We start from the raw sequence: 26,565 nt of genomic DNA on the forward strand, positions 1-26,565 counted from the left end.
CCGTTCCATCGCGGCGCTTGTCGACGCGCGGGCGCGCATCGTCAACATCCGCCGGGCCGGGCCGCGGGGTCCGGACGTTTCCTCCCGGAGGTGAATCCGCTAGGCGTGAAGCCGGTTCAGAGCGCGCCTTCGCTTTTCGGCATCGTTCGCGCGTTCGCACCGAAACCGGTTTCGTTTTCGCCGCGCGGAGGTCTGAAGGCATGCTCTCGGAGCGTCAGAACGCGATCATGGACGTCGCCCGGACCGAGGGGCGCGTCTCGGTCGATGCCCTGTCCGGCCGGTTCGCGGTCAGCGTGCAGACCATCCGGAAGGACCTGAACGACCTGTGCGACGCGCGCCTCCTCTCGCGCATCCACGGCGGGGCGGTGCTCGGCGCGGGCGCCGAGAACCTCGACTACGAGGCACGCAACGCGATCGCGGCGCCCGAGAAGGCGGCGATCGCGCGCGCGGCCGCCGACCTGATCCCGGACCGCTCCTCGCTGTTCATCAATATCGGCACCACCACCGAGGCCGTCGCCCGGGCGCTGCTGAGCCATTCCGGCCTCATGGTGATCACCAACAACCTCAACGTCGCGCTCGCCCTGCGGCCCAGCCCGGAGATCGAGTGCATCGTGGCGGGTGGCCTGATCCGCCGCTCGGACGGGGGGATCGTCGGGGAGGCGGCGGTGGATTTCATCCGCCAGTTCAAGGTCGATTTCGCGGTGATCGGGGCCTCGGCGATCGACGAGGACGGGGCCCTCCTCGACTTCGACTATCGCGAGGTCCGGGTCGCGCAGGCGATCATCGCCAACGCCCGCCACGTCGTGCTGGTCGCCGATTCCACCAAGTTCGAGCGCAGCGCGCCGGTCCGGCTCGCCCAGCTCAGCCAAGTCGGCACCTTCGTGACCGATCGCTGCCCCAGCGATACGCTGCGCGACCTGTGCCGCGCGTCCGGAGTGCGGCTCGTCGAAACCGGTCGCTGAGCGTATCGGTTTCGATTGACTTTCCTTTGGTTTCGTATTCAATTCCTCTGCTTTCGCAGCCGCGCGTCCGACGCCGCGGCACGAGAGGGGGAGGATCATGCGGACGTTCGACGTTGCCGTCATCGGCGGGGGGATCAACGGTTGCGGCATCGCGCGGGACGCGGCCGGCCGGGGATACTCGGTGTCGCTGACCGAGCAGAATGACCTGGGCAGCGGCACCTCGTCATGGTCGACCAAGCTGATCCACGGCGGTCTGCGCTACCTGGAGCACTACGAGTTCCGCCTCGTGCGGGAGGCGCTGGCCGAGCGCGAGGTGCTCTGGGGGATCGCGCCCCACATCGTGCGCCCGCTGCGCTTCGTCCTGCCGCTCCACGCGGGCCTGCGTCCGGCCTGGCTGCTGCGGATCGGCCTATTCCTCTACGACCATCTCGGCGGCCGCAAGCGCCTGCCCGGCACGCGCCCCGTGGACCTCTCCGGCCCCATCGGCGCCCCGCTCAAATCCGAGTTCCGGCGCGGCTTCGAGTACTCGGACGCGCGCGTCGACGACACGCGCCTGGTGGTGCTCAACGCGCGCGACGCCGAGGCGCGGGGCGCCGAGATCGCGGTGGGGACCCGCGTCGTCTCGGTCCGGCGCGAGGGCGATCTCTGGCGCATCGTCCGGCGCGAGCTTCGGACCGGCCGCGAGGAGGAGATCGCCGCGCGCTTCCTCGTCAACGCGGCCGGCCCCTGGGTCGACCGGGTGATCCAGGGGCCGCTCGGCCGGAGCGAGGCCAAGCACGTGCGCCTCGTGCAGGGCTCGCACATCGTGATGCGCAAGCTCTACGACCACGACCGGGCCTTCATCTTCCAGAACGCGGACGGGCGCATCATCTTCGCGATCCCCTACGCGAACGACACGACGCTCGTCGGCACGACGGACCGTGACTTCTCCGGCGATCCCGCCGACGCGGCGATCACCGAGGAGGAGACCGCGTATCTCCTGAGCGCCGCCAGCGAGTACTTCGCGACGCCGCTTCGCCGGGAGGACATCGTCTGGACCTTCTCGGGGGTGCGCCCCCTCTACGACGATCACGCCTCCGCGGCGCAGGAGGCGACGCGCGACTACGTGCTGAAGACGGACGGCGCGGCCGGCGAGGCGGCGGTGCTGAACATCTTCGGCGGCAAGATCACCACCTACCGCAAGCTGGCCGAGGATGCCCTGAAGGAGATCGGCCAGCGCCTCGGGGCGCGCGGCCGCTCGTGGACCGGAGCCGCCGCGCTGCCGGGCGGCGACTTCCCGGTGGACGGGGTGGCCGAGCTCGAGGCGCGCCTCGCCCGCACCGCGCCCCGGCTCGGCGCCGCCACGGTCCAGCGCATGGTGGCCGCCTACGGGACGGACGCGCTGCGCATCGCCTCGAATCTGGGACCCGATCTGGGACACGGCCTCCACGAGGGCGAGCTGCGCTGGATGATGGACCGGGAATGGGCCCGCACCGCCGAGGATGTTCTCTGGCGCCGGTCGAAGCTCGGTCTCGCCTTCTCGCCCGACGAGGTCGCGGCGCTCCGAGCGCGGATCGCGGCCATGACCGGCCGCACCGACGGCGCGATGGCCGCCGCCGTCTGAGACCGGCAAGGACGCACCGAGACCGAGAGACGGCGACCCGGCCGAGCCGGAGAGGCGCCGCATCACAGGAGGAAACGATGCCGCGACCGGACCATGCCGTCCACCATCGCCACAGGTCGAGACCGGACGCGCGGATCGCGCGTCGGCGCGCCGATACGGCACGACGCTGAGTGCGGCACCTCAGCACCCCGTCCAATCCGAGATGCGCCCGGGATGAGCCCGGGTCCATCCGCGGTCTCAAGCACCAAGGCGCGCCATGATCGGCTTTCTCGCTCCCGCGGCCCACAGGCCACCCATTCAGACGGATCGCGTCGATCCGACCTACCGCAAGCTGCGCTGGCAGATCTTCGCGGGCATCTTTCTCGGCTATGCGGGCTATTACCTTCTGCGCAAGAACTTCTCGCTGGCGATGCCCTACCTCGTCGAGCAGGGCTACAGCCGCGGTGAGCTCGGCACCGCGCTCTCCGCCGTCGCGATCGCGTACGGCCTGTCCAAGTTCCTGATGGGCATGGTCTCGGACCGCTCCAACCCGCGCTACTTCCTGCCGATCGGCCTCGTGCTCTCGGCGCTGGTGATGTTCCTGTTCGGCTTCGTGCCCTGGGCGACCTCCAGCGTCGGCATCATGTTCGTGCTGCTGTTCCTCAACGGCTGGTTCCAGGGCATGGGTTGGCCGCCGAGCGGCCGCACGATGGTGCACTGGTGGTCCCAGAAGGAGCGCGGCGGCGTCGTCTCGGTCTGGAACGTGGCGCACAACGTCGGCGGTGGCCTGATCGGCCCGCTCTTCCTGCTCGGCTTGGCCTGGTTCAACGACTGGCACGCGGCGTTCTACGTGCCCGCCGCCGTGGCGCTCGGCGTCGCGGTCTTCGCCTTCATCACCATGCGCGACACGCCGCAATCCTGCGGGCTGCCCTCCGTGGAGGCCTGGAAGGACGATTATCCGGACGGCTACGACGCGAACCACGAGCGCGAGTTCTCCACGCGCGAGATCTTCGTCGAGCACGTGTTGAAGAACCGGATGCTCTGGTACATCGCCTTCGCCAACGTCTTCGTCTACCTGCTCCGCTACGGCGTGCTGGACTGGGCGCCGACCTACCTGAAGGAGGCCAAGCACTTCTCGGTCGACAAGACCTCCTGGGCCTACTTCCTCTACGAGTGGGCCGGCATTCCCGGTACCCTTCTCTGCGGCTGGCTGTCCGACAAGCTGTTCCGCGGCAACCGGGGCGCGACGGGCGTGGTGTTCATGTTCGGCGTCATGGCGGCGACGCTGGTCTACTGGCTCAATCCCGAGGGCAATCCGGGCGTCGACCTCGCGGCCCTGATCTGCATCGGCTTCCTGATCTACGGGCCGGTGATGCTGATCGGCCTTCAGGCCCTCGAGCTCGTGCCGAAGAAGGCGGCCGGGACGGCGGCGGGCTTCACGGGCCTGTTCGGGTATCTCGGCGGCTCCGTCGCGGCGAGCGCGCTGGTCGGCTACACGACCGACCATTACGGCTGGAACGGCTGCTTCATTCTCCTGCTGGCGGCCTGCGTCCTCGCCATCGTCTGCCTGTCGCTGACCCTGCGGCACAGCAGCACCGCGGTCGCGCAGCCTGCCTGAGCGGCGGTTTCCGGACACGGCAGGGATGCTCAGGCTTCCTGCCGGCCCGTGCCGGTGCGATCGGGACGGGCGCCCGGAGCGGCCGTCCCGGCGCCGAGCGTGACGATCGGATCCTTCCGCCGGTCGTCAGGCCGTCACATCGCCCCGAGCGCCCGCGGGAGCCACAGGGACAGGGCGGGCCAGTAGGTCACCAGGACCAGGAAGGCCAGCATCGTCAGCAGCCAGGGCAGCACCGCGACGGTCAGCTCGGAGATGCCCATATGGGCGATCCCGCTCGCCACGTAGAGGTTGAGCCCGACCGGCGGGTGGCACAGGCCGACCTCCATGTTGACCGCCATGATGATCCCGAAATGGATCGGGTCGATCCCGAGCTTGACCGCGATCGGGAACAGGATCGGCGCCATGATCAGCAGGATCGAGGACGGCTCCATCACGTTGCCGGCGATCAGCAAGATGATGTTGACGACGAGCAGGAAGACCAGCGGGCTGAAGTTCATGGCGATCAGCCACGCCGCCATCGTCTGCGGGATGTTCTCCGACGTCATCAGGAACGAGAACAGCACCGCGTTGGTGATGATGTAGAGCAGCATCGCGCTCATGTTGGCGGACGCGAGGAGCACGCGGGGCACGTCCGACAGCTTCAGGTCCCGGTAGACGAACACCGCGATGACGAAGGCGTAGACGGCCGCCGTCGCGGCCGCCTCGGTCGGGGTGAAGATGCCGGCGTAGATGCCGCCGATCACCATCACCACGAGGAACAGGCCCCAGGCGCTCTCGCGGAAGGCGCGCAGGCGCTCGGCCCAGGACGCCTTCGGCATGCGCGGATAGCCGCGGCGCTTGGCGATGACGAAGGTGACGCTCGCCAGCATCGCCGACAGGACGATTCCGGGCATCACACCGGCGAGGAACAGGTTGCCGATCGAGGAATTCGTCGACACCCCGTAGAGCACGAGGATGATCGAGGGCGGCACGAGGATGCCGAGCGCCCCCGAGGTGGTGATAACCCCGGCGCCGAAGCGCCGTGGGTAGCCCTCCGCCACCATGGCGGGCAGGATGATCGAGCCGATCGCCACCACGGTCGCCACGCTTGACCCCGACACGGCGGCGAACAGCGCGCAGGCGACCACGCCGGCGAGGCCGAGGCCGCCCGGCCAGTGCCCGACGAGGGAGGTCGTGAAGGCGATCATCCGCCGCGCCACGCCGCCATGGGCCAGGAAGTTGCCGGCGAGGATGAAGAACGGGATCGCCATGATCGAGAAGTTCTCGATCCCGGTGAACAGCTTGAGCGCGACGCTCTCGATCGGCACCTGCGTGAGGGTGAACAGGAAGGTCAGCACCGTCAGGCCGAGCGCGATCGAGATCGGCATGCCGGTGAGCATGAGGGCGATGAGCAGCCCGAAGATGATCAGGCCGCTCATGCGGGGCCTCCCTCGCGGCCGAGCTGGATCGGGTCGACACCCTCGACGGTCGGGACGCCGTCGACATGGGCGTGGTCGCGGGCGGGCAGGTGCCCGGTCTTCCAGTAGCTCCACGCGACCTGCAGGAAGCGGAAGCACATCAGGTAGGAGCCGAGCGGGATCGCGAGGTAGACGATCCAGACCGGGATCTCCATGTCGGGCGTCGTCTGGTCGGTGTGGCCGATGCGCCAGACGAAGTTCGTGCCGAGCGTGCCGACGATTCCGGTGAACAGCGCGCCCGCCGCGAGGCTGACCAGGACCATCACCCGGCGCGCGCCCGGCGGCAGGCGGTTGACCAGCACGTCGACGCCGACGTGGATGCCGGTGCGCACGCCGTAGGCCGCGCCGAACTTCGCGACCCAGATGAACATGTAGATGCACAGTTCCTGTGACCAGCCGAAGTCGATCCGGTCGGTGTAGTCCTGCAGCGCCGGGATGCCGGAGAGGAACCGGTGCACCACCGTGGCGAAGGTGATGACGGTCGCGGCCGCCATCAGGGTTCCGATCAGCACCTCTTCGAGCCGATCGAGCAGTTTCAGCAACATGGTCGGTCCGGACGCGGCGGCGGGATCAGTTGTTCGGCGCAGCCTCGGCTTCCTTGTTGAGCGCCGTGACCAGATCCTTGCCGACGCGGGAAGCCATCTCGCGCTGGACCGGCGCCAGGGCCTTGCGCCACGCCGCGTTCTCGGCCTCTGTCGGCGTGTAGACCTCGGTCTTGCCGGTGGCGCGGATATCGGCGAGCGCCTTCTCGTTCTGCTTGTCGGCGATCTCGTGCTCGTAGGCGGTCGCATCCTTGATGGCGCCCTCGAGCGTGGTGCGGATGTCGGCCGGCAGCCCGTCCCAGAAGCCCTTGTTCACGATGACCGCGTAGCCGATGTAGCCGTGATAGGTCAGCGTGGCGTGCTTCTGCACCTCGTTGAGCTTCTGGGTCGTCACGTTCGACGGCGGGTTTTCCTGGCCGTCGACCACGCCGGTCTGCAGCGCCTGGTAGAGTTCGGAGAAGGCGAGCACCTGCGGCAGCGCCCCGAGCTGCTTGAACTGCGCCTCCAGAACCTTCGAGGACTGGATCCGGAACTTCAGGCCCTTCACGTCCTCGGGGGCGTGCATCGGCTTGTTGGCGGTGAGGATCTTGAAGCCGTTGTCCCAGTAGCCGAGCCCCTTGATCCCCTTGGTCTCGAGCTTCTTGAACAGGCCCTGGCCGATCGGTCCGTCCTGGACGCGCCGCAGCACCTGCTCGTTGGGGAAGATGTAGGGCAGGTCGAAGGCCTCGAACTCCTTCACGCCGAGGGGCCCGAACTTGCTCGTGGACGGCGCCAGCATCTGCACGGCGCCGAGCTGGAGCATCTCCACCTCCTCCTTGTCCTTGTAGAGCGTGCTGTTGGGGTAGATCTCGACCTTGACCGCGCCCTTGGTGCGCTCCTCGGCGAGCTGCTTGAACCGCTCGGCGCCCTGGCCCTTGGGCGTGTCGGTGGTGGTGACGTGGCTGAACTTGATGACGATGGGGCTCTGCGCCGCGGCCGGCGTGACGAAGGCGAGCGCACACACGAGCGCACCGAGTATCCGAGCCGTCATCGCGTCCTCCCAGACCTGAGCCCGCGTCGTTGCGCGGATTGAATTTTGTATAGACTTGCAGGTGAGCGCGGTGGCGACAAGCGCGAAAGTGCGACGCCGGGGGGAAGATGTCGCCCGCACAAACGTTTCAGTCTTGATGCGGGCGGCAATGGGACCGGGGCCCGCCGCGTCATGTCCTGTCGCGCCCCCCGATGAAAGCCTGCACGGCCTCTCGATGCTCGGGCGTCGCGGTGACGACGGCGTAGTGCGAGGAGATCAGGTCGAGGTTGGTGCGCAGGTCGTTGCGCATGCCCTGGTAGACCGCGCGCTTGATCAGGCTCAGCGTCAGCGGCGGCGCCTTGGCGATTTTCCGCGCCAGCGCTGCCACGGCCGGCATCAGGTCCGCGTCGGCGTGGACGCCATTGACGAGGCCGATCCGCAGGGCCTCGTCGGCATCGACGAAATCGCCGGTGAAGAACAGCTCCAGCGCCTTCGCGGTCCCGACAAGGCGGGGCAGGAAATGGGCGCCGCCCGCGCCGGGGACGAGGCCGACCCTCACGTAGGTCTCGGCGAAGCGGGCGCTCCTGGCGGCGAAGCGCAGGTCGCACATCAGGGCGAGGTCGAGGCCGGCGCCGGTGGCCACGCCGTTCAGGGCGGCGATCACCGGCTTGTCGAGATCCTCCATAGTCAGCGGGATGCGCTGGATCCGCCCGTAAAGCTCCTCCTTGCGTCGTGCCGGCGGCTGGTCGAGGCGCTCGCCCATCTCGACGATGTCGCCGCCGCTGCAGAAGGCCGAGCCCGCGCCGGTCACCACCACGACGCGGATCGCCGCGTCGGTGCGGCAGCGCTGCAGGGCCTCCGTCCAGGCCTCGATCATCGGGAAGGTGAAGGCGTTCTTCCGCTCGGGCCGGTTCAGCGTGATGGTCGCCACCCCGTCGGCGACGGAGAACAGCAGGTCCTCGCCGGCGTCCTGTGTCTCGGATTCAGCACTCATCGGGCGGCCTCCAGGGGCGCAGCATCGGAACTGTCCGGCGCGTCGATCAGGGCGGCGATCTCCGCCGGGTCGAGCCCGGCCTCGGCCAGGACCTCGGCGGTGTGCTCGCCGAGCCGCGGGGCGTGGCGGCGGATCGCGAAGCGGCTGCCGCTGAACGAGACCGGCCGGCGCATGGTGCGGTAGCGCCCCTCGCTCGGGTGCTCGGCGCTGCCGAAGAAGCCGACCGCCTTCAGGTGCGCGTCCTCCGGCAGGTCCTCCAGGCCGAGGACCGGCATGCACGGGATGCTCACCGAGTCGCAGAACGCCACCCACTCGGCGGTGGTCCGGCGCGGCGCCTCCTCCTCGACCAGCGCGTAGAGGATCTCGATGTTCTCGACCCGCACGGCGAGCGGCGCGAAGCGCGGGTCGTCCACGAACTCGAGCCGGCCGGTGTGGATGAAGAAGTCGCGCCAGTTCCGGTCCGAGTAGGGCAGGATGCAGGCGTGGCCGTCCCGGGTCCGGTAGGGCTTGCGCCGCGGGCTCAAGACCCGGTTGAAGCCCGGCGGACCGAGTGGCGGCTCGAAGGCGTAGCCGACCATGTGCTCGACGAAGTTGAACTCCACCATGGTCTCGAACATCGGCACCTCGACCGCCTGCCCGCCGCCGCCGGCCCGGCGCTCGTAGAGGGCGGCGAGGATCGCGCAGGCGATGGCCTGCCCGGCGATCTTGTCGCACAGCACCGTGGGCAGGTACCCGGGCTGGCCATAGGCGGCGGTCTGGAGCGCCGCGAGGCCCGAGCCCGCCTGGATCAGGTCGTCGTAGGCCGCCTTGTGGGCGTAGGGGCCGTCGGCCCCGAACCCGTAGGCTCCGCAGAAGACGATGTCGGCCTTGAGCGCGCGCACCCGCTCGTAGCCGTAGCCCAGTCGCAGGATCGCGTCGGGCCGCATGGAGTGGACGAAGACGTCGGCCGTGGCGATCAGCCGGTCGAGGGCGGCCCGCGCCGCCGGCCGCTTCAGGTCGAGGCGAACGCTGCGCTTGTTGCGGTTGAGGTGCAGGAAGTTGCCGCCCATCCCGGCGCCCCGGGCCGGCCGGTAATGCCGGAAGGAATCGCCCTCCGGCGTCTCGATCTTGATCACGTCGGCGCCGAGATCGGCCAGGATATGCGTCGCCGACGGGCCCATGATCACGCTGGTCAGGTCGACCACCCGCACGCCCGCGAGCGGGCCGGCCGTGTTCGTCTCGGTGGAGTGATCCGGCACGCACAGCTCTCCCATCTCAGCCGGCGCCGCCACGGAGCCGGACCAGCATCGGCCAGAGGGCCGCGCCGCCGCCCGCGCAGACCGCGCGCCCGATCCGCTCCTGCCAGAGGGCGTCGGATCCGAACTCGTCGCGCCAGGACCACAGCCGCCGCGTCGCGCGGTGGAGCGGGTGCTCCTGGGTGAAGCCCATGGCCCCGTGAATCTGGTGGCCGATCGCCGCGACGTGGCCCGCCGCCTCGCCGCAGCGCGCCTTGGCGATGGCGGTGGCGAGGACGAAGTGCGGGTCGCCCCAGCAGGCGGCCGCGAGATCGGCGGCCGCGCTCGCGGCCGCGACGTGGCCCGCGGCCTCGGCCAGCATGTGCTGGATCGCCTGGAACTTGGCGAGCGGCCGGCCGAACTGCTGCCGCTCCTGGGCGTGAGCGAGGGCCGAGCCGAGGCAGGTCTCCAGGGCGCCCACCATCTGCTGCGCCCGGACCCAGGCGCCGACGGCCTCGACGGAGGGCACGCCCGCGCCGGTCGCCCAGCCCGGCGCGGCGCGGACATCCTCGGCCGGGACGGTGTGGCCGGTCAGATCGAGCGTGTCGCGCGGCTCGCCCGCGAGATTGTGGTGCGTGTCACGGATCGTCTCGGGGGCGACGATCCGCACGAGGTGCGGGACGCCGGCCGCGTCGACGGCGTCGAGGAGCAGGGCCGCGACCGAACCGCCCCAGGGCACCTGCGCGACCCGTCCGTCCAGGACGAAGCCCTCCGCGTGCGGCGCGATCCGCACGGGGCGACCACCCGGGGCGAGCGACAGGGCGCCGTCGCCCGCCTGTCCCCCCGCGGCGACCCAGAGCGCCGCGCCCGCGACGGTCTCCGGCAGGGGCAGGGGGAGGGCGGCCCGGCCGCAGCGCCGGATCAGCCGGGCGGCGGTGGTGGCGGCGAGGCCGATCCCGCCCACCGCCTCGGGCACCAGCGCCAGCGGCAGGCCGTTCTCGGCGAGCGCCGTCCAGAGATCCGCCGGCCAGAGATCCGCCGCCCTTGCGGCCGCGCCCGCGGCCCCGTCGCAGGCGGCCTGCAGCGCCGGCGTGAGGTGCTGGGCGAGCAGCCGCTCGACCTGATCGAGGACGATCCCGTCGACCGCGTCGCCTGCCTCGGCGTGCTCCATCCGGCTCATCGCAGCCCCAGCCCCCGGGCGATGACGCCGCGCAGGACCTCGCGGGTGCCGCCGCGCAGCGTGAAGGACGGTGCCCGCAGGGTCACGCCGCCCAGAGCCTCGCGGAAGGCGTCGCCCTGCGCGGTGAGGCTCGGCTCGACCGGCACCAGCCGCCGGGCGATCTCCGGCACCGCGCGCTCGAAGCTGTTGCCGACATCCTTGACGAGCGCCGCCTCGACGCCCGGCACGACGCCCTGGTCGAGGAGGCGCGCCACCGAGGCCGACATCCCGAGGAGCGCGGTGAGCTGCGCCACCATCCGCCCGGTCTCGACCGCCTGGAACCGGTCCGGTTCCGGCCCGATCCGGTCGACGAGTTCGACGAGCAGCCGGAAATCCGACAGGAACCGGTCGGGCCCCGAGCGCTCGAAGGCGAGCTCTTCGGTGACGAGACCCCAGCCCGCGCCCTCGGCGCCGACCCGCATCGCGTCGGGGACGCGGTAATCGGTGAAGAACACCTCGTTGAACTCGTGATGGCCCGATAGGTCGAGGATCGGCCGCACCGTCACCCCGGGGGCCGCCATGTCGACGATGAACTGGGTCAGCCCGCCGTGCCGGTCCGGCCCCGGCTCGCCGGTCCGGACCAGGGCCAGCAGGTAGTCGACCTGATGGGCGTTCGTCGTCCAGATCTTGGAGCCGTTGATCACCCAATCGTCGCCGTCGCGGACCGCGCGGGTCCGGACGGCGGCGAGGTCCGAGCCGGAATTCGGCTCGCTCATGCCGATGCCGAAGGCGCATTCGCCCCGGCAGATCCGCGGCAGGATCGCTCGCTTGGCCGCCTCGGTGCCGTGCCGGTGGATCTGCGGCCCCGACTGGCGGTCGGCGATCCAGTGCGCGCCGCAGGGCGCGCCGGCCGCCAGCATCTCCTCGGTGACGACGAAGCGGACGAGGCCGGAGCGGCCGTGGCCGCCATAGGCCTCCGGCAGGGTCAGGCCGATGAGGCCCGCGGCCCCCGCGCGCCGGCTGAAGGCGGCGTCGAAGGTCGTCCACGAGGTCCGGTGCGGGACGAAATGCCCGGCCGCCCGTTCCGCGTCGAGGAAGGCGCGGACGGACGCGCGGGCGGCCTCGGCCTCGGGCGGGAGCGGCTCGGCGCTGAAGCGGAAACTGTGCATCGGGGCTCCCTGAGCGGCGGAACGGGCTGGCGGTGCCGAATCCGCAGCGCTCAGCTGCCGTCGCGGCCCTCAAGGCCGGGGAAGAAGATCTCCTGCCAGTCGCCCGGCACCTTCCGCAGGAAGCCCTGCGTCGCCATGGCCTTGGCGAGGGCGACCATGCCCTTCGGGGCCACGTCGTAGACGATGGAACCGTCGGTCAGGATCGCCTCAACTTGCGCGCGGTCGATCTGAACCTGCTCCGAGGCGAGATAGATCGACGCCGCGCGCTTGGGGTCGCTGCGGATCAGCGCCACCGCATCCTCCATCCCGGCGCGGATCGCCTGCGCGACCTTCGGGTTCGCGTCGACGAACCCCTGCTTCGCGTTCAGGGTCGCGGCGGTGATGTCGCCGCTGCCGATCAGGCCGGTCGAGGTCATGACCGTCCGGATCTTCGGATCCGCCTGCAGCACCTGGGTGAAGGGCGGCGTCGCGAAGTAGCCGGCGATGCCCTGTCCGGCGCGCATCGCCGCGGTGGCGTCCGGATGGGGCAGGCTTACCATCAGCGCGTCGGCCTTGGCCGATCCGCCGAGCTGCTGGGCCGCCGCGACCCGCAGCAGGATCGCCTGAGGCGAGTTGAAGGCCGGGACCGCGATCTTGTCGCCAAAGGTGAAGTCCTTCAGTGCGGTCACGCCGGGCTTGCCGGTGAACAGCGTGTAGACGACCGAGCTCAGGGCGGTGAGGCTCTTGATCTGCTGGCTCCCGCGGGTCTTGTCCCAGGCGATCAGGGCACCGGCTGAGCCGAGGGTGCCGAGTTCGACGCTGTCGGAGAGCAGCGCGTCGTTCATCGCCGTCGAGCCGCTGAAACGCGTCAGCGTGACCGACAATCCGTCGAGCCCCGCGGCCTTGGCGCGTTTGTCGAACAGCCCCTCGCTCTGCGCGATCATCACCGGCAGGTAGACGAGGCCGTATTGCAGGCCGATGCGGACGGAGGCCGTCTCGGCCCGCGCCGCCCCGCCGAGGGCCGGGAGCATCAGCGCGGCGGCGAGGAGGCGCGCGGCGACGGCCGCGTGGCGGAGCGACATCGGCATTCCTCCCGAGCAGGGCCGCGCTTGCCGCGCGGTCTCCCGGTGCCGGTCATTCAGACGAGTCCGACACCGCGCACGAGTAGGGCCAGAGCCCGCACCCGGCATCAACCGCCATCGCCCATATGCTGAGGAATATCACATATATGATGGGGGCCGCTGGGCATGCCGGATCTATAGTGCCGGCGAGCGGCGCGGGCTGTTGGCGCGGCGGAGGAGGGAACGTGCCTGCGATGCGCCGCGATCACCACGGATCCGCGCGTGGGCGACCAGGGCCGTTTCGAGCTGTGCGGCCTCCGGGACTGTCGTTTCGCGCGTCGCGTCATGGTTGAGCGCATCGCTCCGCGGGGCACCGCGTCTACCGACCTGACGGTGGGGGCCGATCCCGCCGGTTCGGATGTGGCCCTGGTGAAGTCCGCCGGACGGGTGCTTCAGATCCTGGAGCTGTTCGACGAGATCCAGCGGGAAGCCAGGGTCTCCGAGATCGCCGAGCGGCTGAGCGTCCCGCAATCCTCGACGTCGGTGCTCCTGAAGAGCCTCGTCCGGCTCGGCTATCTCGACTACGACCCGGCGAGCCGCAGCTTCCTGCCGTCGCCCCGGGTGGCGCTCCTCGGCGCGTGGCTCGACAAGGGACCGGTGCGCGACGGCAGCCTCGTGCGCATGCTCGAGCACCTGTCGGAGCGCACGGGCGGGACGGTGATCCTCGCCGCGCGCAACGCGATCTTCTCGCAGTACGTCCACGTCCTGCAGGCGCGCACCGCCATGCGCTTCCACGTTCCGCCCGGGACGCGCCGCCTCGTCGTCTGGTCGGCGACCGGCACCGCGCTCCTCGCCGACAGCCCGGAGGCCGAGATCGGTCCGCTGGTCCGCCGCACGAACGCGGAGGCGCCGGCCGAGCAGCCGCCGATCGCGGTCGCGGCCGTCCTGGCCAACCTGGCGCGGCTGCGGCGGGACGGGCACTTCCTCTCCCGCGGGCTCGTCACGCCGGGCGCCGGCTCGATCGCGGTCCCGCTGCCCCGGCGCATCGACAGCAAGGGCCGCCCGCTGGCGGTCGCCGTGTCCGGCCTGCTCGACGAGTTCGAGCGTCGGGAAGCGGAGATCGCCGCGACGATCCACGACGCGGTGACGCGGTTCCTGCCGGAGGATCCGTCGCGGCCCTGAGGCCGGTCGCCGTCGACCCCGCCGTCACCTCCGAACCCCGTGCACGGCTGCAGATCGAGGATTGCGGGGCTGCGGGGCGCGGCAGCGGGCTAGTGAAGGTCGAGGCCCTGCAGCCCCGACCGCGACCGAATGGAGACAGCATCATCGTGCCCGGCGCCCCAACCGCGCGCGGCTCAGAGCCGCCCGATACGCTGCCGCGTCCGACCATCGCCGGCAACGTCGCCCTCGGCGTCACGCAGATCGTCCTGTGGGGCGGCACGTTCTTCCTCACCGCCGTCGTCTCGGACCCGATCGTCGCCGAGACCGGCTGGCCGCAGGCGATGGTGGTGGGCGCGCTCTCGCTCGCGATCTTCGTGTCGGGCCTGCCCGCGCCGTTCGTCGGCCGCATGATCCGGCGTCACGGCGGGCGGCCGGTCCTCGTAGCCGGCGCCACGATCATCGCGGCGGGCCTCGTGCTGATGGCGGTCGCGCAGTCCCTCCCGGTCTTCCTGCTCGCCTGGATGGTCGCCGGCCTCGGCATGTCGGCCGCGCTCTACGACCCGCTCTTCGCGGCGATCGGCCAAGCCTACGGCGCCGCCGCGCGCGGGGCGATGACCCAGGTCGCGATCTCATCGGGCTTCGCGGTCTCGCTCTGCTGGCCCGCCACGCGGTTCCTGGTCGATCATGTCGGCTGGCGCGGGGCCTGCCTCACCTACGCGATCCTGTCCGTCGCCCTCGTGGTCCCACTCTTCGCCTGGGCGCTGCCGGCCCGGAGCCGGGGCGCGGTCGAGCCCGCCGCGGCGCCCCGGCCCTACGAGCCGACCGGCTCGACCGAAGCGGCGCGCCTGCCGGCGGAGCGCCTGCTCGCCGTGACCTTCACGATGGCGGCGATGATCATGACCGCCACTTCGGTGCAACTGCTCAACCTGCTGCAGACGCTGGGCGTCGGCGCGACCGCCGCGGTGGCCCTGACCGGCCTGATCGGTCCCGCCCAGGTCGGCGTGCGCGTCGTCGAACTGGCCCTCGGCCGCCGCGCCCACCCGGCCTGGTCCCTGCTCCTGTCGAGCGCCAGCGTCGGGCTGGGGCTCCTGCTGCTGGCGACGATCCCGTCCCTGGCGTGGCTCGCGATGGTGCTCTACGGCGCCGGCAACGGCATGCGCACCGTCGTGCGGGGCACGCTGCCGCTGGCGCTCTACGGACAGGGCCAGTACGCGGCGGCGATGGGCCGGCTCGCCCGCCTCCCGCTCCTCGGCCAGGCGATCACGCCCCTGGCCTGCGGCTACGTCGCCGAACGGCTCGGCCTGCTGCCCTTGCTGGAGGTGATGCTGGCCGTGGCGGCGATCAATCTCGGCCTGTCCCTGTGGGTGTTCGGCTTCGCGATGCGTCGCCCGAGGGCGCCGGCCTGACCGGCGGTTGCGGACCAGATTTTGCCAGATTGACAGATTGTCGGACGATGTGCTCCATTCGGCCCGCGGATGAGAGGCATCCGCGAGGATGAGCCGGGTCAACCGGCCGCCCGAAGGAAACGCCCGCATGGACGCAGAGATCTACGAGATCTACGCGATCAAGTACGCGCATCATCACCGTATGGCCCGCGAGAACTTCATTGGCGGGGACATCCACGACGGCCCGATGCCGATCGACTACTTCGTCTGGGTCGTCGTCGGCGGTGGCAGGACGATCGTCGTCGATACCGGCTTCGACCGCGCGATGGCGACGAAGCGGGGCCGCAGCATCGTGCGGCCGGTCGAGGAGGGCCTGGCAGGGATCGGCGTCGACCCGCTGCGGGTTGAGGACGTCGTCCTGACCCACCTGCATTACGACCACGCCGGCAACCACGACCTGTTCCCGACGGCCCGCTTCCACGTCCAGGAACGCGAGATGGCGTTCTGCACCGGCCGGTGTATGTGCCATCCGGAGGTCCGCCACCCCTTCGCCGCCGAGGACGTGAAAGCGATGGTGGACCGCCTGTTCGAGGACCGCGTCCGCTTCCGCGAGACGACCGACACGCTGTATCCGGGGATCACCCTCCACCGGGTCGGCGGCCATTCGGACGGCCTGCAGATCGTCCGAGTCCGGACCGCGCGCGGCTGGGTCGTACTGGCCTCCGACGCCGCGCACTTCTACGCCAATATCGGTCGCCGGCTCGCCTATCCCATCGTCTACAATGTCGGCGACATGTTCGAGGGCTACCGGACGGTCCGGCATCTGGCCGAGTCCGAGGATCACATCGTCCCGGGCCACGATCCGCAGGTTCTCGCGATCTACCCGCCGGCGTCCGCGGATGTCGCCGGCTGGATCGCGCGCGTCGACCTGCCTCCGACCGCTTCACCGACCTACTGACCGGAGGATTCCATGATCGTCGAGATGCGCGTTTACTACTGCGCCCCGACCCGATTGCCGGCCCTGCTGGAGCGGTTCCGCTCCACCACGCTCGGCTTCTTCCAGAAATACGGCATCGAGCAGGTCGGCTTCTGGACCACGCTCGTCGGTCCCGACAACCACGCGCTCACCTACCTGCTCAAGTGGGAGGACATGGCCCAGCGCGAGGCGCGCTGGAACGCCTTCCAGGCCGATCCGGACTGGATCGCCGCCCGCGCCGAGACCGAGAAGGACCGGCCGATCGTCGCCCGGATCGAGAACACCTTCCTCGCCCCCACGGACTTCTCCGCCCTGCGCTGACGGGGACACGCGGCGCCGGGCCAGTCCGGCCGTCGCTCAGAGGGATATTCACGGCATGGAACAGAGAACCATCGGCGTCATCGGCCTCGGCATGATGGGCGATCCCATGAGCCGGTGCCTGGCCCGAGCGGGGCACGCGCTCCGCCTGCTGGACGCGGATGCAGGCCGGACCGACGCGCTCGCCCGGGATCTCGGCGCGGCGACGCTCACGCGGGAGAACGCGTCCGAACTCGACCTGCTGATCACGATGCTGCCGAACTCGGCCATCGTCGAGGCGGTGCTGCTTGACGAGGGCTGGGCCGACGCGCTCCCGGCCGGCGCCACCGTGATCGACATGAGCTCGTCGGAGCCGGTGCGCTCCCGCGCGCTCGGCGAGACGCTCGCCGGGAAGGGGCTCGGCTATCTCGACGCGCCGGTCTCGGGCGGCGTGCGGCGGGCCGTGGACGGCACGCTCGCGATCCTCGTCGGCGGCGAGGCGGATCTCCTCGTCCGCTGGCGGCCGGTGCTGGAGGCGATGGGCTCATCCGTCCTGCATATCGGCCAAGCGGGATCGGGCCACGCCGCCAAGGCGCTGAACAACTTCGTCTCCGCCGCGGGCCTGCTCGCCACCGTCGAGGCGCTCCACGTGGCGCAGCGCTTCGGCATCGCGCCGGAGGCCATGACCGACGTGCTCAACGCCTCGTCCGGGCGCAGCAACACCTCCGAGAACAAGGTCAAGCAGTTCATGCTCAGCGGCAGCTTCGCCTCTGGCTTCTCGCTGAAGCTGATGGACAAGGATCTCGGTATCGCCGGGGACTTGGCCCGATCGGTCGATTACCCGCTCGGGTTCGGCCGGCACTGCATCGAGACCTGGCACGCCATCGCCGCCGAGGTCGGGCCCGCGGCCGACCACACCGAGATGTACCGCCTGCTGGCCGAAGGAGCCTGAGACGATGGCGCTCCCGGATCTCAGCCGCTTCTACATCGACGGCGCCTGGGTCGAGCCGGTTTCGGCCCGGCCGTTCCCGCTGATCGACCCCGCCACAGAGACGGCGTTCGGCACCCTCGCGCTCGGCGATGCCGCGGATGTCGACCGGGCCGTGCGCGCGGCCCGCGCCGCCTTCCCGGCCTTCTCGGAGACGGCGCCCGCCGAACGCGTCGCGCTCCTCCGCCGGATCCTCGCGCTCTTCGAGGAGCGGTTCGAGATCTTCGCGGAGACGATCCGGCAGGAGATGGGCTCGCCCATCGGCTTCGCGCGCAAGGGGCAGGCGGCGCGGGGCCCGGCGCACCTCAACGCGCTCATCGCGGTGATGGAGCGCTTCGCGTTCGAGGAGGATCGCGGCACCACCCGGATCCGGCGCGAGCCGATCGGCGTCTGCGGCCTGATCACCCCCTGGAACTGGCCGATCAACCAGATCGTCGTGAAGATCGCCCCGGCGCTCGCGGCCGGCTGCACGATGGTGCTCAAGCCCAGCGAGTACTCGGCCGTCAGCGCGATGCTGTTCGCGCAGGTCCTGCACGACGCGGGCGTGCCGCCGGGCGTGTTCAACCTCGTGAACGGGGACGGCTCCGGTGTCGGCGCCGCGATCGCCGCGCATCCGGGGATCGACATGGTCTCGTTCACCGGGTCGACCCGCGCCGGGATCGAGATCGCCCGGGCGGCGGCCCCGACCATCAAGCGCGTCGCGCAGGAACTCGGCGGCAAGTCCGCCAACATCCTGCTGGAGGACGTCGACTTCGATCAGGCGGTCCGGCGCGGTGTCGCGGCCTGCTGCACGAACTCGGGCCAGTCCTGCTCGATCCCGACGCGGATGCTCGTGCCCCGGGCCCGGATGGACGAGGCGGCCGCCATCGCGGCCGAGGCGGCGGCGGGCTTCCGGCTCGGCCCGACCGCGGACCCCGAGACGGATCTCGGCCCGGTGGTCAACCGCACCCAGTACGAGCGCGTCGTCGGGCTGATCCGCACCGGCATCGCGGAGGGCGCGCGGCTCGTCGCCGGCGGCCCGGAGCGGCCGGACCACCTCGACCGCGGCTTCTACGTCCGCCCGACAATCTTCGCCGACGTGACCCCCGACATGACCGTCGCGCGGGAGGAGATCTTCGGCCCGGTCCTGTCGATCCTCGCCTACGACAGCGAGGACGAGGCGGTCGCGATCGCCAACGGCTCGCGCTACGGGCTCGCCGCCTACGTGCAGGGACGGGACCGCGACCGGGCGCGCGCCGTGGCGCGGCGGCTCATCGGCGGGCAGGTCCACATCAACTACCCGCCCCCGGACGTCCACGCGCCGTTCGGCGGCTACCGCCAGTCCGGCAACGGCCGGGAATGGGGCGAGGCCGGTCTCCAGGAATACCTCGAGACCAAGGCGATGATCGGCTTCGGCCTCGACTGAACCGTCCCGCGCGATGCGGCCGGCGCCCGCGCGCCTCGGCCCCGACCAGGAGAACCAGATGTCCGACGAGAGCGAGCTGTTCGGCCAGGGTTTCGAGAACCGCAAGACCGTCCTCGGCGCCGCCCATGTCGAGAAGTCCTGGGCCAATGCCGACGCGTTCAACCGTCCGGTCCAGCGGCTCGTGACGGAGTATTGCTGGGGCGCGGTCTGGGGCGACGAGACGCTGCCGTTCAAGACCCGCAGCATGCTCAACATCGCGATGCTGACCGCGATGAACCAGCACCACGAGCTCGGCGTCCACGTCAAAGGCGCGCTCAACAACGGCGTGACGAAGGACGAGATCCAGGCCGTGCTGATGCAGGCGCTGGTCTATTGCGGCGCCCCGGCGGCCCTGGCCGCCTTCCGGACCGCCTCCGCGGCGATCGCCGCGTGGGACGAGGAACACGCCGGCGGGCGCTGACCCGCGAACCGATGCGCGGGCGCGAGCCCGCGCCTCAAGAACCGACGCAGTCAAAAACATGCGCGGCACGATCACAGGGAGGGAAACGCCATGACGGTCACGTCGGCAACCTTGGCAACGGACGCGGCGGGCGCGCGCTCGTCCGCGTCCCAGTCGATCGAGGAGAAGCGGAAGAGCGCCATTCGCGGCGCGTTCTTCTCCGAATACATCGACATGTTCGACATCTACCTGCCGGTGGTCGCGCTGGCGCCAGTGATGTTCATGTTCCAGCCGAAGAACCTGTCTCCCCAGATGGAGACGGTGCTGGCCTCGCTGGTGTTCATCACAACCCTGCTCGGCCGCCCGATCGGCGCGCTCATCTTCGGCCTGATCGCCGACAAGGTCGGCCGCCGGGCCGCCTCGATCTACTCGGTGGCGGGCTTCGGGGTGATCACGCTGCTGATTGGCCTGCTGCCCGGCTACGAGACGCTCGGCCTCGCCTCGTACATCCTGCTGGTGCTGCTGCGCTTCCTCGACGGCATCTTCCTCGGGGGCGGCTACACCGGGGCGATGCCGCTCGCCATCGAGTATTCCAAGAAGGACAAGCGCGGCTTCGTCGGCGGCCTGATCATCGCAGGCTTCCCGGCCGCCTATGTCAGCATCAACCTCATCACGATGCTGATGTTCTACCTGTTCCCGCTCGACGGGCCCGGGTCGCCCTACACGGTCTGGGGCTGGCGCATCCCCTTCATCGTCGGCGCGGCGCTCGCCGGCCTGCTCGCCCTCTACTACGTCCACAAGGTCTCGGAATCGGAGGTCTGGAAGAAGGAGGCCGCCGCCGGGGCCGAACAGGCCGAGGCATCGCCCATGGCGGGCCTGTTCTCCGGGAAGGGCGGGCGCGACCTCCTGCAGGTCCTGCTGCTGATGACCGGCTTCTGGACGACGCAGAACATCATCACGATCTACATGCCGACCGGTCTGCTGGTGAAGACCCTGCACCTCAACGGCTTCGCGCTGACCGCGACGCTGATGATCTGCTACACGATCCTGTTCTTCAGCTACATCGGCTCCGGCCTGCTGGGGCAGGTCATCGGCCGCCGGCGGTTCTTCGTGATCGTCGGCCCGCTGATCGCGACGGTGGGCGCGTACATCCTCTACACGCTGACCGTCACGCCCGAGATGGCGTTCGGCACCCGCGTGCTGCTGGTCAGCCTCCTGGCGGTGATCGTGACCTCGCCCTGGGGCGTCATCGTCACCTACATCAACGAGCGCTTCGCCACGGATGTCCGCGCCACCGGCTTCGGCATCGGCTTCAGCCTCTCGGTGGTGATCCCGTCCTTCTACGCCTTCTACATGGACTGGCTGAGCGCGCTGATGCCGCTCGCGCTGACGCCCGTGGCCCTGCTCATCGTCGGCGGCCTGATCGGCACCGTGGGCGCGCTCATCGGGCCGGAGACCAAGGACGTCGATTTCGGCACCGGCCACTGAGCCGGACGCCGCGCGGAGGACGCAGCATGAACGGGAACCGGATCGGTTTCATCGGGCTCGGCAACATGGGCGGCCGCATGACGCGCCGCCTGACCGGCGCGGGGATCGATGTGGTCGGCTTCGACACCGACCGGGAGGCCGCCGCGCGCTGGGGCGCGACGGACGCGGCCTCGATCGCCGCGGTCGTCGGTGAGACGGACGTGGTCCTGATGTCCCTGCCCGACAGCAAGGTGGTCGAGCGCGTCGTGCTCGGCGCGGGCGGGGTCCTCGCGGGCTGCCGGGACGGGCAGATCGTCGTCGACCTGAGCACGGCCTCGGCCAGCTCGACGCGCCGCATCGCCGCGGCGCTGGCCGAGCGCGGCGTCGCCTACGTCGACGCGGGCATCTCCGGGGGCGCCGCCGCGGCCGAGAAAGGCACGCTGACCTTGATGGTCGGCGGCGATCCCGCCGTCATCGACCGGCTGGACTGGGTGTTCGCGCCGATCGCCCAGAAGGTCGTCGTGATGGGCGGATCGGGGGCCGGCCACACGACCAAGCTGCTCAACAACTTCCTGAACGCGGTCAGCCTCGCCGCCACCGCGGAGGTCATGGTCGCGGGCCGGAAGGCCGGGCTCGACCTGCACCGGCTCCTGGAGGTGCTGAACGCCTCCAGCGGCGTCAACTTCGCGACGCTGAACCGTTTCCCGAAGATCGTCGACGGCGACTACCTGGAAGGCGGCCTGACCGGCAAGCTGATGACCAAGGACGTCGTGCTCTACACCGATCTCCTGCACGAGCTCGGCGTCGCCTCCCTCAACGCGTCCGGCCCGATGGCGAGCTTCGGCCTCGCCACGGCGCTCGGCTACGGCGACGTCATCTCCAACCGCGTCGTCGACGCCATCGGCGACGTCTCCGGCGGCGTCCGGCTCCACGGCAACCGACACGAGAACTGAGAGGATACGATGCAGATCTTCCACGGCCGCGAGAACAGCGCGAAGTCCGAGAGCCGCGGGCCGACCTTCACCGGACAGGTCTGGGCCGACCCGGTGATGCCGTCGACGGGCGGCGTGATGATCAACAACGTCTTCTTCACGCCCGGCGCGCGGACCTTCTGGCACGCGCACGCGCAGGGCCAGATCCTGCAGGTCACGGCCGGCAAGGGCTGGATCTGCGTCGCGGGCCAGCAGGCGCAGCCGATCCGCGCGGGCGACACCGTCTGGATCCCCGCGGACGAGCGGCACTGGCACGGTGCGGCCGCCGACAGCTACCTGCTCCACACGGCGATCTCGCTCGGCAAGACCGACTGGCAGGACGAGGTGGTCGAGGCCGATTACGCCGGAGCCACGGCATGACCGGGCCCGCGCCGAGCCCGGAGAGCCTCCGGCACACCGTGCAGGGCGAGCTCGGTTACTGGGACGCGGAGCAGGCGGCCCTCGCCGAGCTGGCCCCGGGCTTCCTCGACGCCTGGGCCCGACTGGCGACGGTCCCCGTGCGCAAGAACCATCTCGGCGCCAAGGACCGCGCCCTGATCGCGCTCTCGGCCGCGACGGCCGCGACCCACCTCTACGCGCCCGGGACGCGCCGCCAGATCCGCAACGCCCTCGATGCGGGCGCGACGGCCGAGGAGATCACGGAGGTGCTCGCGCTCACGGCGACCCTCGGCATCCACGCCTGCAACATCGGCGTGCCGCTGCTGCTGGAGGTGCTGGAGGAGGCCGGTCAGCGGAGCGGCCCCGCGCCGCTGACGCCGCGGCAGGAGCAGCTGAAATCCGACTTCACCCGCGACCGGGGCTACTGGCACGCGTTCTGGGACGGTCTCCTCGAACTCGATCCCGACCTGTTCGAGGGCTACCTCGACTTCTCGGCCTGGCCCTGGCGCCACGGCGTGCTCACGCCGAAGATGAAGGAGTTCGTCTACTGCGCCTTCGACGCGGCGGCGACGCACCTCTACGTGCCGGGCCTGAAGATGCACATGAAGAACGCCCTCGGTTACGGGGCGACCAAGGAGGAGCTGATGGAAGTCCTCGAGATCGTCAGCCTGATCGGCATGCACGGCGCGGAACTGGCCGCGCCGATCCTGCGCGACGAACTGGCCGTGCGGGGCCGGGGCTGACCGACGCGCGCCGGGGCACGCCTTGCCACCCGAGGCTGCGCCATGCCACCGCTTCGGCTCGCCAGCGATCCCCGAATCCCCAGCGATGAACAAGATCAGGGCCATCCAGCCGGACACGCTCCGGCAAAAGGTCGAGGACGCCGTCCGCGAGGCGATCACGTCGGGCGTCTACGCCCCCGGCGAGCGGCTGATCGAGCGCGAGTTGTGCGAGGGGCTCGGCGTCAGCCGCGCCTCCGTGCGCGAGGCCCTGCGCCGGCTCGAGGCCGAGAAGCTCGTCCACACGGTGCCGCATCGCGGCCCGGTCGTGGCCTCGATCTCGGTGGAGGAGGCGCGTCAGCTCTACGCGCTGCGGGCCGTGCTGGAAGGCTACGCGGCGCACGAATTCGCCACCCAGGCCACGGACGCGGCGATCGCCGAGTTCGGACGCGCTGCCGGTGATCTGCGCGAGGCCGCCGGCAGCGGCGACACGGACCGCGTCCTGCGCGCCAAGGGCGTCCTGTACGACGTGATGCTCAGCCATTGCGGGAACGATCTGGTCCGCGAGACCCTTCGCGGCTTCTACTCGCGGATCAACCTGCTGCGCGCGACATCGCTGATGCATCCCGAGCGGCTGCCGCACAGCCTCGCCGAGATCGACGCCCTCGTCGCGGCCTTCCGGGCCCGGGACGCCGCGAAGGCCGAGCAGCTGGCCCGCCTCCACGTCACCAACGCGTGCGCGGTCGCCCTCAAGCAGCTCGCGTTCCGCATCGCGCAGACGTCCCTCGACGCGGTGAGCTGAGCGCGCGGTCCGCGGGCGCGCGCGGACCCTGCGCGGGGGAGGCCGGCGAGGTCGCCTCCGCGGCGACGCCCGTGGTCGAGGCGGTCCAGGGGATCGGTGCCCTGTCGGCGATGTCGGGCGCCCTGCGCCGAGCGACCGGCGGCAACACGCCTTGCGGTCCCCCGGCGGAAGGCCCAGAACCGCACGGTCCTTGCTTCCCCATGCTGGCGCCACGGGAGTTCGTCGCTTGGTCCGGACCGTCTGCCCGCACGATTGCCCCTCCGCCTGCAGCCTCGACGTTGAAGTCGCGGACGGGCGCGTCGTCTCGGTCCGGGGCGGCGACAACCCCTACACGGCCGGGGTGATCTGCGCGAAGGTCAGCCGCTACGGCGAGCGCGTCCACCACCCGGACCGGATCCTCCACCCCATGGAGCGCGTCGGGCCGAAGGGCGGCGGGGCGTGGCGCCGGATCTCCTGGGACGCGGCGCTCGACCGGCTGGCCGCGGCCTTCTCCGAGACGGCGGACCGTTGGGGGCCGGAGGCGGTCTGGCCGTACAACTCGGGCGGCACCATGGGCCTCGTCCAGCGCGACGGCATCCACCGGCTGACCCACGTGATGGGCTACTCGCGGCGCAAGCGCACCATCTGCACGGCGGTGGCGATCGCGGGCTGGAGCGCCGGGGTCGGCCGGATCGCCGGGCCGGATCCCCGCGAGATGGCGCTGGCCGACCTGATCGTGGTCTGGGGCGGCAACCCGGTCAGCACGCAGGTCAACGCGATGACCCACATCAGCCGCGCCCGCAAGACGCGCGGCGCCAAGCTGGTGGTGATCGATCCGTACCGCACCGGGACCGCGGCGGCGGCCGACCTCCACCTCGCGCCCCGGCCCGGGACCGACGGGGCGCTGGCCTGCGCGGTGCTCCACGTCCTGTTCCGCGACGGCCACGCGGACCGGGCCTATCTCGCCGCGCACGCGCAGGATACGGCCGCGCTGGAGGCGCATCTGGCGTCGCGCACGCCCGAATGGGCGGCGGCGATCACCGGCCTGGAGCCCGCCGCGATCGAGGCCTTCGCGGCCCTCTACGGCAACACGCCGCGCAGCTACATCCGCTGCGGTTTCGGCTTCACCCGGAGCCGCAACGGCGCGGTGAACCTGCACGCGGTGACCTGCCTGCCGACCGTCACCGGCGCGTGGCAGCACCCGGGCGGCGGCGCCCTCTGGCAGCACGCCGCGATCTTCAACTGGGACAAGACCCTGACGGAGGGTCTCGACGCCAGGGCGCCGGGCGTGCGCGAGCTCGACATGAGCCGGATCGGCGCCGTGCTCGCCGACGATCCCGACGCCCTGCAGGGCGGGCCCCCGGTCCGCGCCATGCTGATCCAGTCGGCCAATCCCGCGGTCTCCGCGCCCGACAGCGCCCGGGTGCGCGCCGGGCTCGCGCGGCCGGACGTGTTCGTGGCCGTGCACGAGCAGTTCCTGACCGAGACGGCCGCGCTCGCCGACCTCGTGCTGCCGGCCACCACCTTCCTTGAGCACGACGACATCTACGGGGCCGGCGGCCACAGCCACATCCAGGCCGGCCCCGCGATCCTGGAGCCGCCGGGCGCGTGCCGCTCGAACCACGCGCTTCTCTCCGAGCTCGCCGCCCGGCTCGGCGCGGAGCACGCGGGCTTCCGCCTGAGCGCCCGGGACCTCGCCGACGCGACCCTGGCACGCTCCGGCTGGGGCGGCCTCGACAGGCTGGAGGCGGAGGGCTGGATCGACGCGCAGCCGGACTTTGCCGAGAGCCACTTCCTGAACGGGTTCGGCCATCCCGACGGGCGCTTCCGCTTCGCGCCCGACTGGGCGTCACTGGGCCCGCGCGCGGCCGGGATGCCGTCCCTGCCGGATCACTGGCCGGAGGCCGAGCCCGCCGACGCGGAGCACCCGTTCCGCATGATCGCCCCGCCGGCCCGCCAGTTCCTCAACGCGACCTTCACCAACGTGCCCGAGTCGCTCCGCCGCGAGGGGCGGCCGACCTGCCTGATCCACCCCGCTGACGGCGACCGGCTCGGGATCGGCACGGGGGACGCCGTCGAGGTCGGCAACGCCCGCGGCCGGGTCCGGCTGCACGCGCGGCTCGCCGAGGGGCAGCAGCCGGGCGTCGTCGTGGTCGAGAGTCTGTGGCCGAGCACGGCCTTCATCGGCGGGGGCAGCGGGATCAACGCGCTGATCGGGTCCGCGCCGGCCGCGCCCAACGACGGCGCCGCCTTCCACGACACCGCGGTCTGGGTCCGCGCGGCCTGAATTCCGGACCGCACCGGGCTGAAGCCGAACCGGCCTGCGCGGGTGCGCTATTTCTCGACGAAGGCCTTCTCGATGACGTAGTGGGCGGCCTCGCCGTGGTTGCCCTCCTCGTAGCCGCGGGACGTCAGGAGCTCGCGGGTGTCGCGGATCATGTCGGGGCTGCCGCAGAGCATGAAGCGGTCGGCCTCGATCGCCATCGGAGGCAGGCCGATATCCTCGAACAGCTTGCCCGAGACCATCAGGTCGGTGATCCGGCCGCGGTTGCGGAACGGCTCGCGGGTCACGGTCGGGTAGTAGACCAGCTGGTTCGAGATCATCTCGCCCAGGAACTCGTGGCGCGGCAGCGTCTCGGTGATGGTCTCGCCGTAGGCGAGTTCCTGCACCTGCCGGCAGCCGTGGACCAGCACGACCTTCTCGAACCGGTCGTAGGCCTCGGGATCCTTGATGATCGACAGGAACGGCGCCAGCCCGGTGCCGGTGCCCAGCAGGTACAGGTTGCGGCCCGGCAGCAGGTTGTCGAGCACCAGCGTGCCGGTCGGCTTCT

At 70.9% G+C, this 26,565-nt stretch carries 24 protein-coding genes and 1 pseudogene; 16 read left to right on the forward strand and 9 right to left on the reverse strand.

Features of this window, described 5'->3' with window-relative positions; all coding sequences use genetic code 11:
- Window positions 1-200: 200 nt before the first annotated feature.
- From BLW78_RS15480 to glpT, 3 genes are all read left to right on the forward strand, one after another.
- Window positions 201-962 (forward strand): DeoR/GlpR family DNA-binding transcription regulator, encoded by a 762-nt coding sequence (locus tag BLW78_RS15480; protein ID WP_020093146.1) that lies wholly within the window; start codon window positions 201-203, stop codon window positions 960-962.
- Window positions 963-1,059: 97 nt separating this feature from the next.
- Entirely contained in the window at window positions 1,060-2,565 is a 1,506-nt protein-coding gene (gene glpD / locus BLW78_RS15485; RefSeq protein ID WP_020093147.1) for a glycerol-3-phosphate dehydrogenase, read from the forward strand.
- Between the two features lie 256 nt (window positions 2,566-2,821).
- Window positions 2,822-4,162 carry a glycerol-3-phosphate transporter gene (gene glpT / locus BLW78_RS15490; RefSeq protein WP_020093148.1) on the forward strand — a complete coding sequence of 447 codons (1,341 nt, stop codon included), beginning with the start codon at window positions 2,822-2,824 and terminating at the stop codon, window positions 4,160-4,162.
- Between the two features lie 134 nt (window positions 4,163-4,296).
- On the opposite strand, the gene BLW78_RS15495 is transcribed toward glpT, so the two are convergent.
- The 8 genes from BLW78_RS15495 to BLW78_RS15530 all read right to left on the reverse strand — a co-directional run bounded on the left by BLW78_RS15495 (window position 4,297) and on the right by BLW78_RS15530 (window position 12,767).
- Complete coding sequence (locus BLW78_RS15495; RefSeq protein ID WP_056533341.1) at window positions 4,297-5,580, reverse strand: TRAP transporter large permease; 1,284 nt, start codon at window positions 5,578-5,580, stop codon at window positions 4,297-4,299.
- Window positions 5,577-6,164, reverse strand: coding sequence for a TRAP transporter small permease (locus BLW78_RS15500; RefSeq protein WP_020093150.1), 588 nt, complete (start codon window positions 6,162-6,164; stop codon window positions 5,577-5,579). The genes BLW78_RS15495 and BLW78_RS15500 overlap by 4 nt, the downstream gene beginning before the upstream one ends.
- A gap of 25 nt (window positions 6,165-6,189) precedes the next feature.
- Window positions 6,190-7,191: a TRAP transporter substrate-binding protein gene (locus BLW78_RS15505; protein ID WP_091680620.1), complete on the reverse strand. Its 1,002-nt coding sequence runs from the start codon at window positions 7,189-7,191 to the stop codon at window positions 6,190-6,192.
- A 169-nt stretch (window positions 7,192-7,360) separates the two neighbouring features.
- Window positions 7,361-8,164 carry an enoyl-CoA hydratase/isomerase family protein gene (locus tag BLW78_RS15510; RefSeq protein ID WP_091680621.1) on the reverse strand — a complete coding sequence of 268 codons (804 nt, stop codon included), beginning with the start codon at window positions 8,162-8,164 and terminating at the stop codon, window positions 7,361-7,363.
- Window positions 8,161-9,402: a CaiB/BaiF CoA transferase family protein gene (locus tag BLW78_RS15515; protein ID WP_244526949.1), complete on the reverse strand. Its 1,242-nt coding sequence runs from the start codon at window positions 9,400-9,402 to the stop codon at window positions 8,161-8,163. The genes BLW78_RS15510 and BLW78_RS15515 overlap by 4 nt, the downstream gene beginning before the upstream one ends.
- Window positions 9,403-9,418: 16 nt before the next feature.
- Window positions 9,419-10,549: an acyl-CoA dehydrogenase family protein gene (locus BLW78_RS15520; protein ID WP_244526950.1), complete on the reverse strand. Its 1,131-nt coding sequence runs from the start codon at window positions 10,547-10,549 to the stop codon at window positions 9,419-9,421.
- Between the two features lie 5 nt (window positions 10,550-10,554).
- Window positions 10,555-11,706 (reverse strand): acyl-CoA dehydrogenase family protein, encoded by a 1,152-nt coding sequence (locus BLW78_RS15525; protein WP_091680625.1) that lies wholly within the window; start codon window positions 11,704-11,706, stop codon window positions 10,555-10,557.
- Window positions 11,707-11,756: 50 nt separating this feature from the next.
- Entirely contained in the window at window positions 11,757-12,767 is a 1,011-nt protein-coding gene (locus tag BLW78_RS15530) for an ABC transporter substrate-binding protein (protein WP_244526951.1), read from the reverse strand.
- A gap of 408 nt (window positions 12,768-13,175) precedes the next feature.
- On the opposite strand from BLW78_RS15530, the gene BLW78_RS15535 reads away from it, so the two are divergent.
- From BLW78_RS15535 to BLW78_RS15595, 13 genes are all read left to right on the forward strand, one after another.
- Complete coding sequence (locus BLW78_RS15535; RefSeq protein ID WP_244526952.1) at window positions 13,176-13,928, forward strand: IclR family transcriptional regulator; 753 nt, start codon at window positions 13,176-13,178, stop codon at window positions 13,926-13,928.
- A gap of 146 nt (window positions 13,929-14,074) precedes the next feature.
- Window positions 14,075-15,313: an MFS transporter gene (locus BLW78_RS15540; RefSeq protein ID WP_091680657.1), complete on the forward strand. Its 1,239-nt coding sequence runs from the start codon at window positions 14,075-14,077 to the stop codon at window positions 15,311-15,313.
- A gap of 127 nt (window positions 15,314-15,440) precedes the next feature.
- Entirely contained in the window at window positions 15,441-16,250 is an 810-nt protein-coding gene (locus BLW78_RS15545) for an N-acyl homoserine lactonase family protein (RefSeq protein WP_091680628.1), read from the forward strand.
- Window positions 16,251-16,262: 12 nt separating this feature from the next.
- On the forward strand, window positions 16,263-16,589 hold the full coding sequence (locus BLW78_RS15550) for an NIPSNAP family protein (protein ID WP_020093160.1): 327 nt from the start codon (window positions 16,263-16,265) through the stop codon (window positions 16,587-16,589).
- A gap of 55 nt (window positions 16,590-16,644) precedes the next feature.
- Window positions 16,645-17,517, forward strand: a complete 873-nt coding sequence (locus BLW78_RS15555; RefSeq protein ID WP_091680629.1) for an NAD(P)-dependent oxidoreductase — start codon at window positions 16,645-16,647, stop codon at window positions 17,515-17,517.
- Window positions 17,518-17,521: 4 nt separating this feature from the next.
- A complete protein-coding gene (locus tag BLW78_RS15560; protein ID WP_091680631.1) occupies window positions 17,522-18,958 on the forward strand; it encodes an aldehyde dehydrogenase family protein in 1,437 nt (478 codons plus the stop codon).
- A gap of 58 nt (window positions 18,959-19,016) precedes the next feature.
- On the forward strand, window positions 19,017-19,418 hold the full coding sequence (locus BLW78_RS15565; RefSeq protein WP_042672632.1) for a carboxymuconolactone decarboxylase family protein: 402 nt from the start codon (window positions 19,017-19,019) through the stop codon (window positions 19,416-19,418).
- A gap of 90 nt (window positions 19,419-19,508) precedes the next feature.
- Window positions 19,509-20,885 carry an MFS transporter gene (locus BLW78_RS15570; RefSeq protein WP_091680632.1) on the forward strand — a complete coding sequence of 459 codons (1,377 nt, stop codon included), beginning with the start codon at window positions 19,509-19,511 and terminating at the stop codon, window positions 20,883-20,885.
- Window positions 20,886-20,911: 26 nt separating this feature from the next.
- Entirely contained in the window at window positions 20,912-21,817 is a 906-nt protein-coding gene (locus BLW78_RS15575) for an NAD(P)-dependent oxidoreductase (RefSeq protein WP_091680634.1), read from the forward strand.
- Window positions 21,818-21,826: 9 nt separating this feature from the next.
- Window positions 21,827-22,216, forward strand: a complete 390-nt coding sequence (locus BLW78_RS15580; RefSeq protein WP_020093166.1) for a cupin domain-containing protein — start codon at window positions 21,827-21,829, stop codon at window positions 22,214-22,216.
- On the forward strand, window positions 22,213-22,977 hold the full coding sequence (locus tag BLW78_RS15585; protein WP_091680635.1) for a carboxymuconolactone decarboxylase family protein: 765 nt from the start codon (window positions 22,213-22,215) through the stop codon (window positions 22,975-22,977). The genes BLW78_RS15580 and BLW78_RS15585 overlap by 4 nt, the downstream gene beginning before the upstream one ends.
- Window positions 22,978-23,062: 85 nt before the next feature.
- Complete coding sequence (locus BLW78_RS15590; protein ID WP_042672622.1) at window positions 23,063-23,755, forward strand: GntR family transcriptional regulator; 693 nt, start codon at window positions 23,063-23,065, stop codon at window positions 23,753-23,755.
- 226 nt (window positions 23,756-23,981) lie between these two features.
- Window positions 23,982-26,021, forward strand: coding sequence for a molybdopterin-containing oxidoreductase family protein (locus tag BLW78_RS15595; RefSeq protein WP_091680637.1), 2,040 nt, complete (start codon window positions 23,982-23,984; stop codon window positions 26,019-26,021).
- A gap of 47 nt (window positions 26,022-26,068) precedes the next feature.
- On the opposite strand, the pseudogene BLW78_RS15600 reads toward BLW78_RS15595, so the two are convergent.
- A pseudogene (locus tag BLW78_RS15600) lies at window positions 26,069-26,565 on the reverse strand (ferredoxin--NADP reductase); the annotation flags it as partial.

The sequence above is a fragment of the Methylobacterium sp. 275MFSha3.1 genome (genome assembly GCF_900108435.1).
GTDB lineage: Bacteria > Pseudomonadota > Alphaproteobacteria > Rhizobiales > Beijerinckiaceae > Methylobacterium.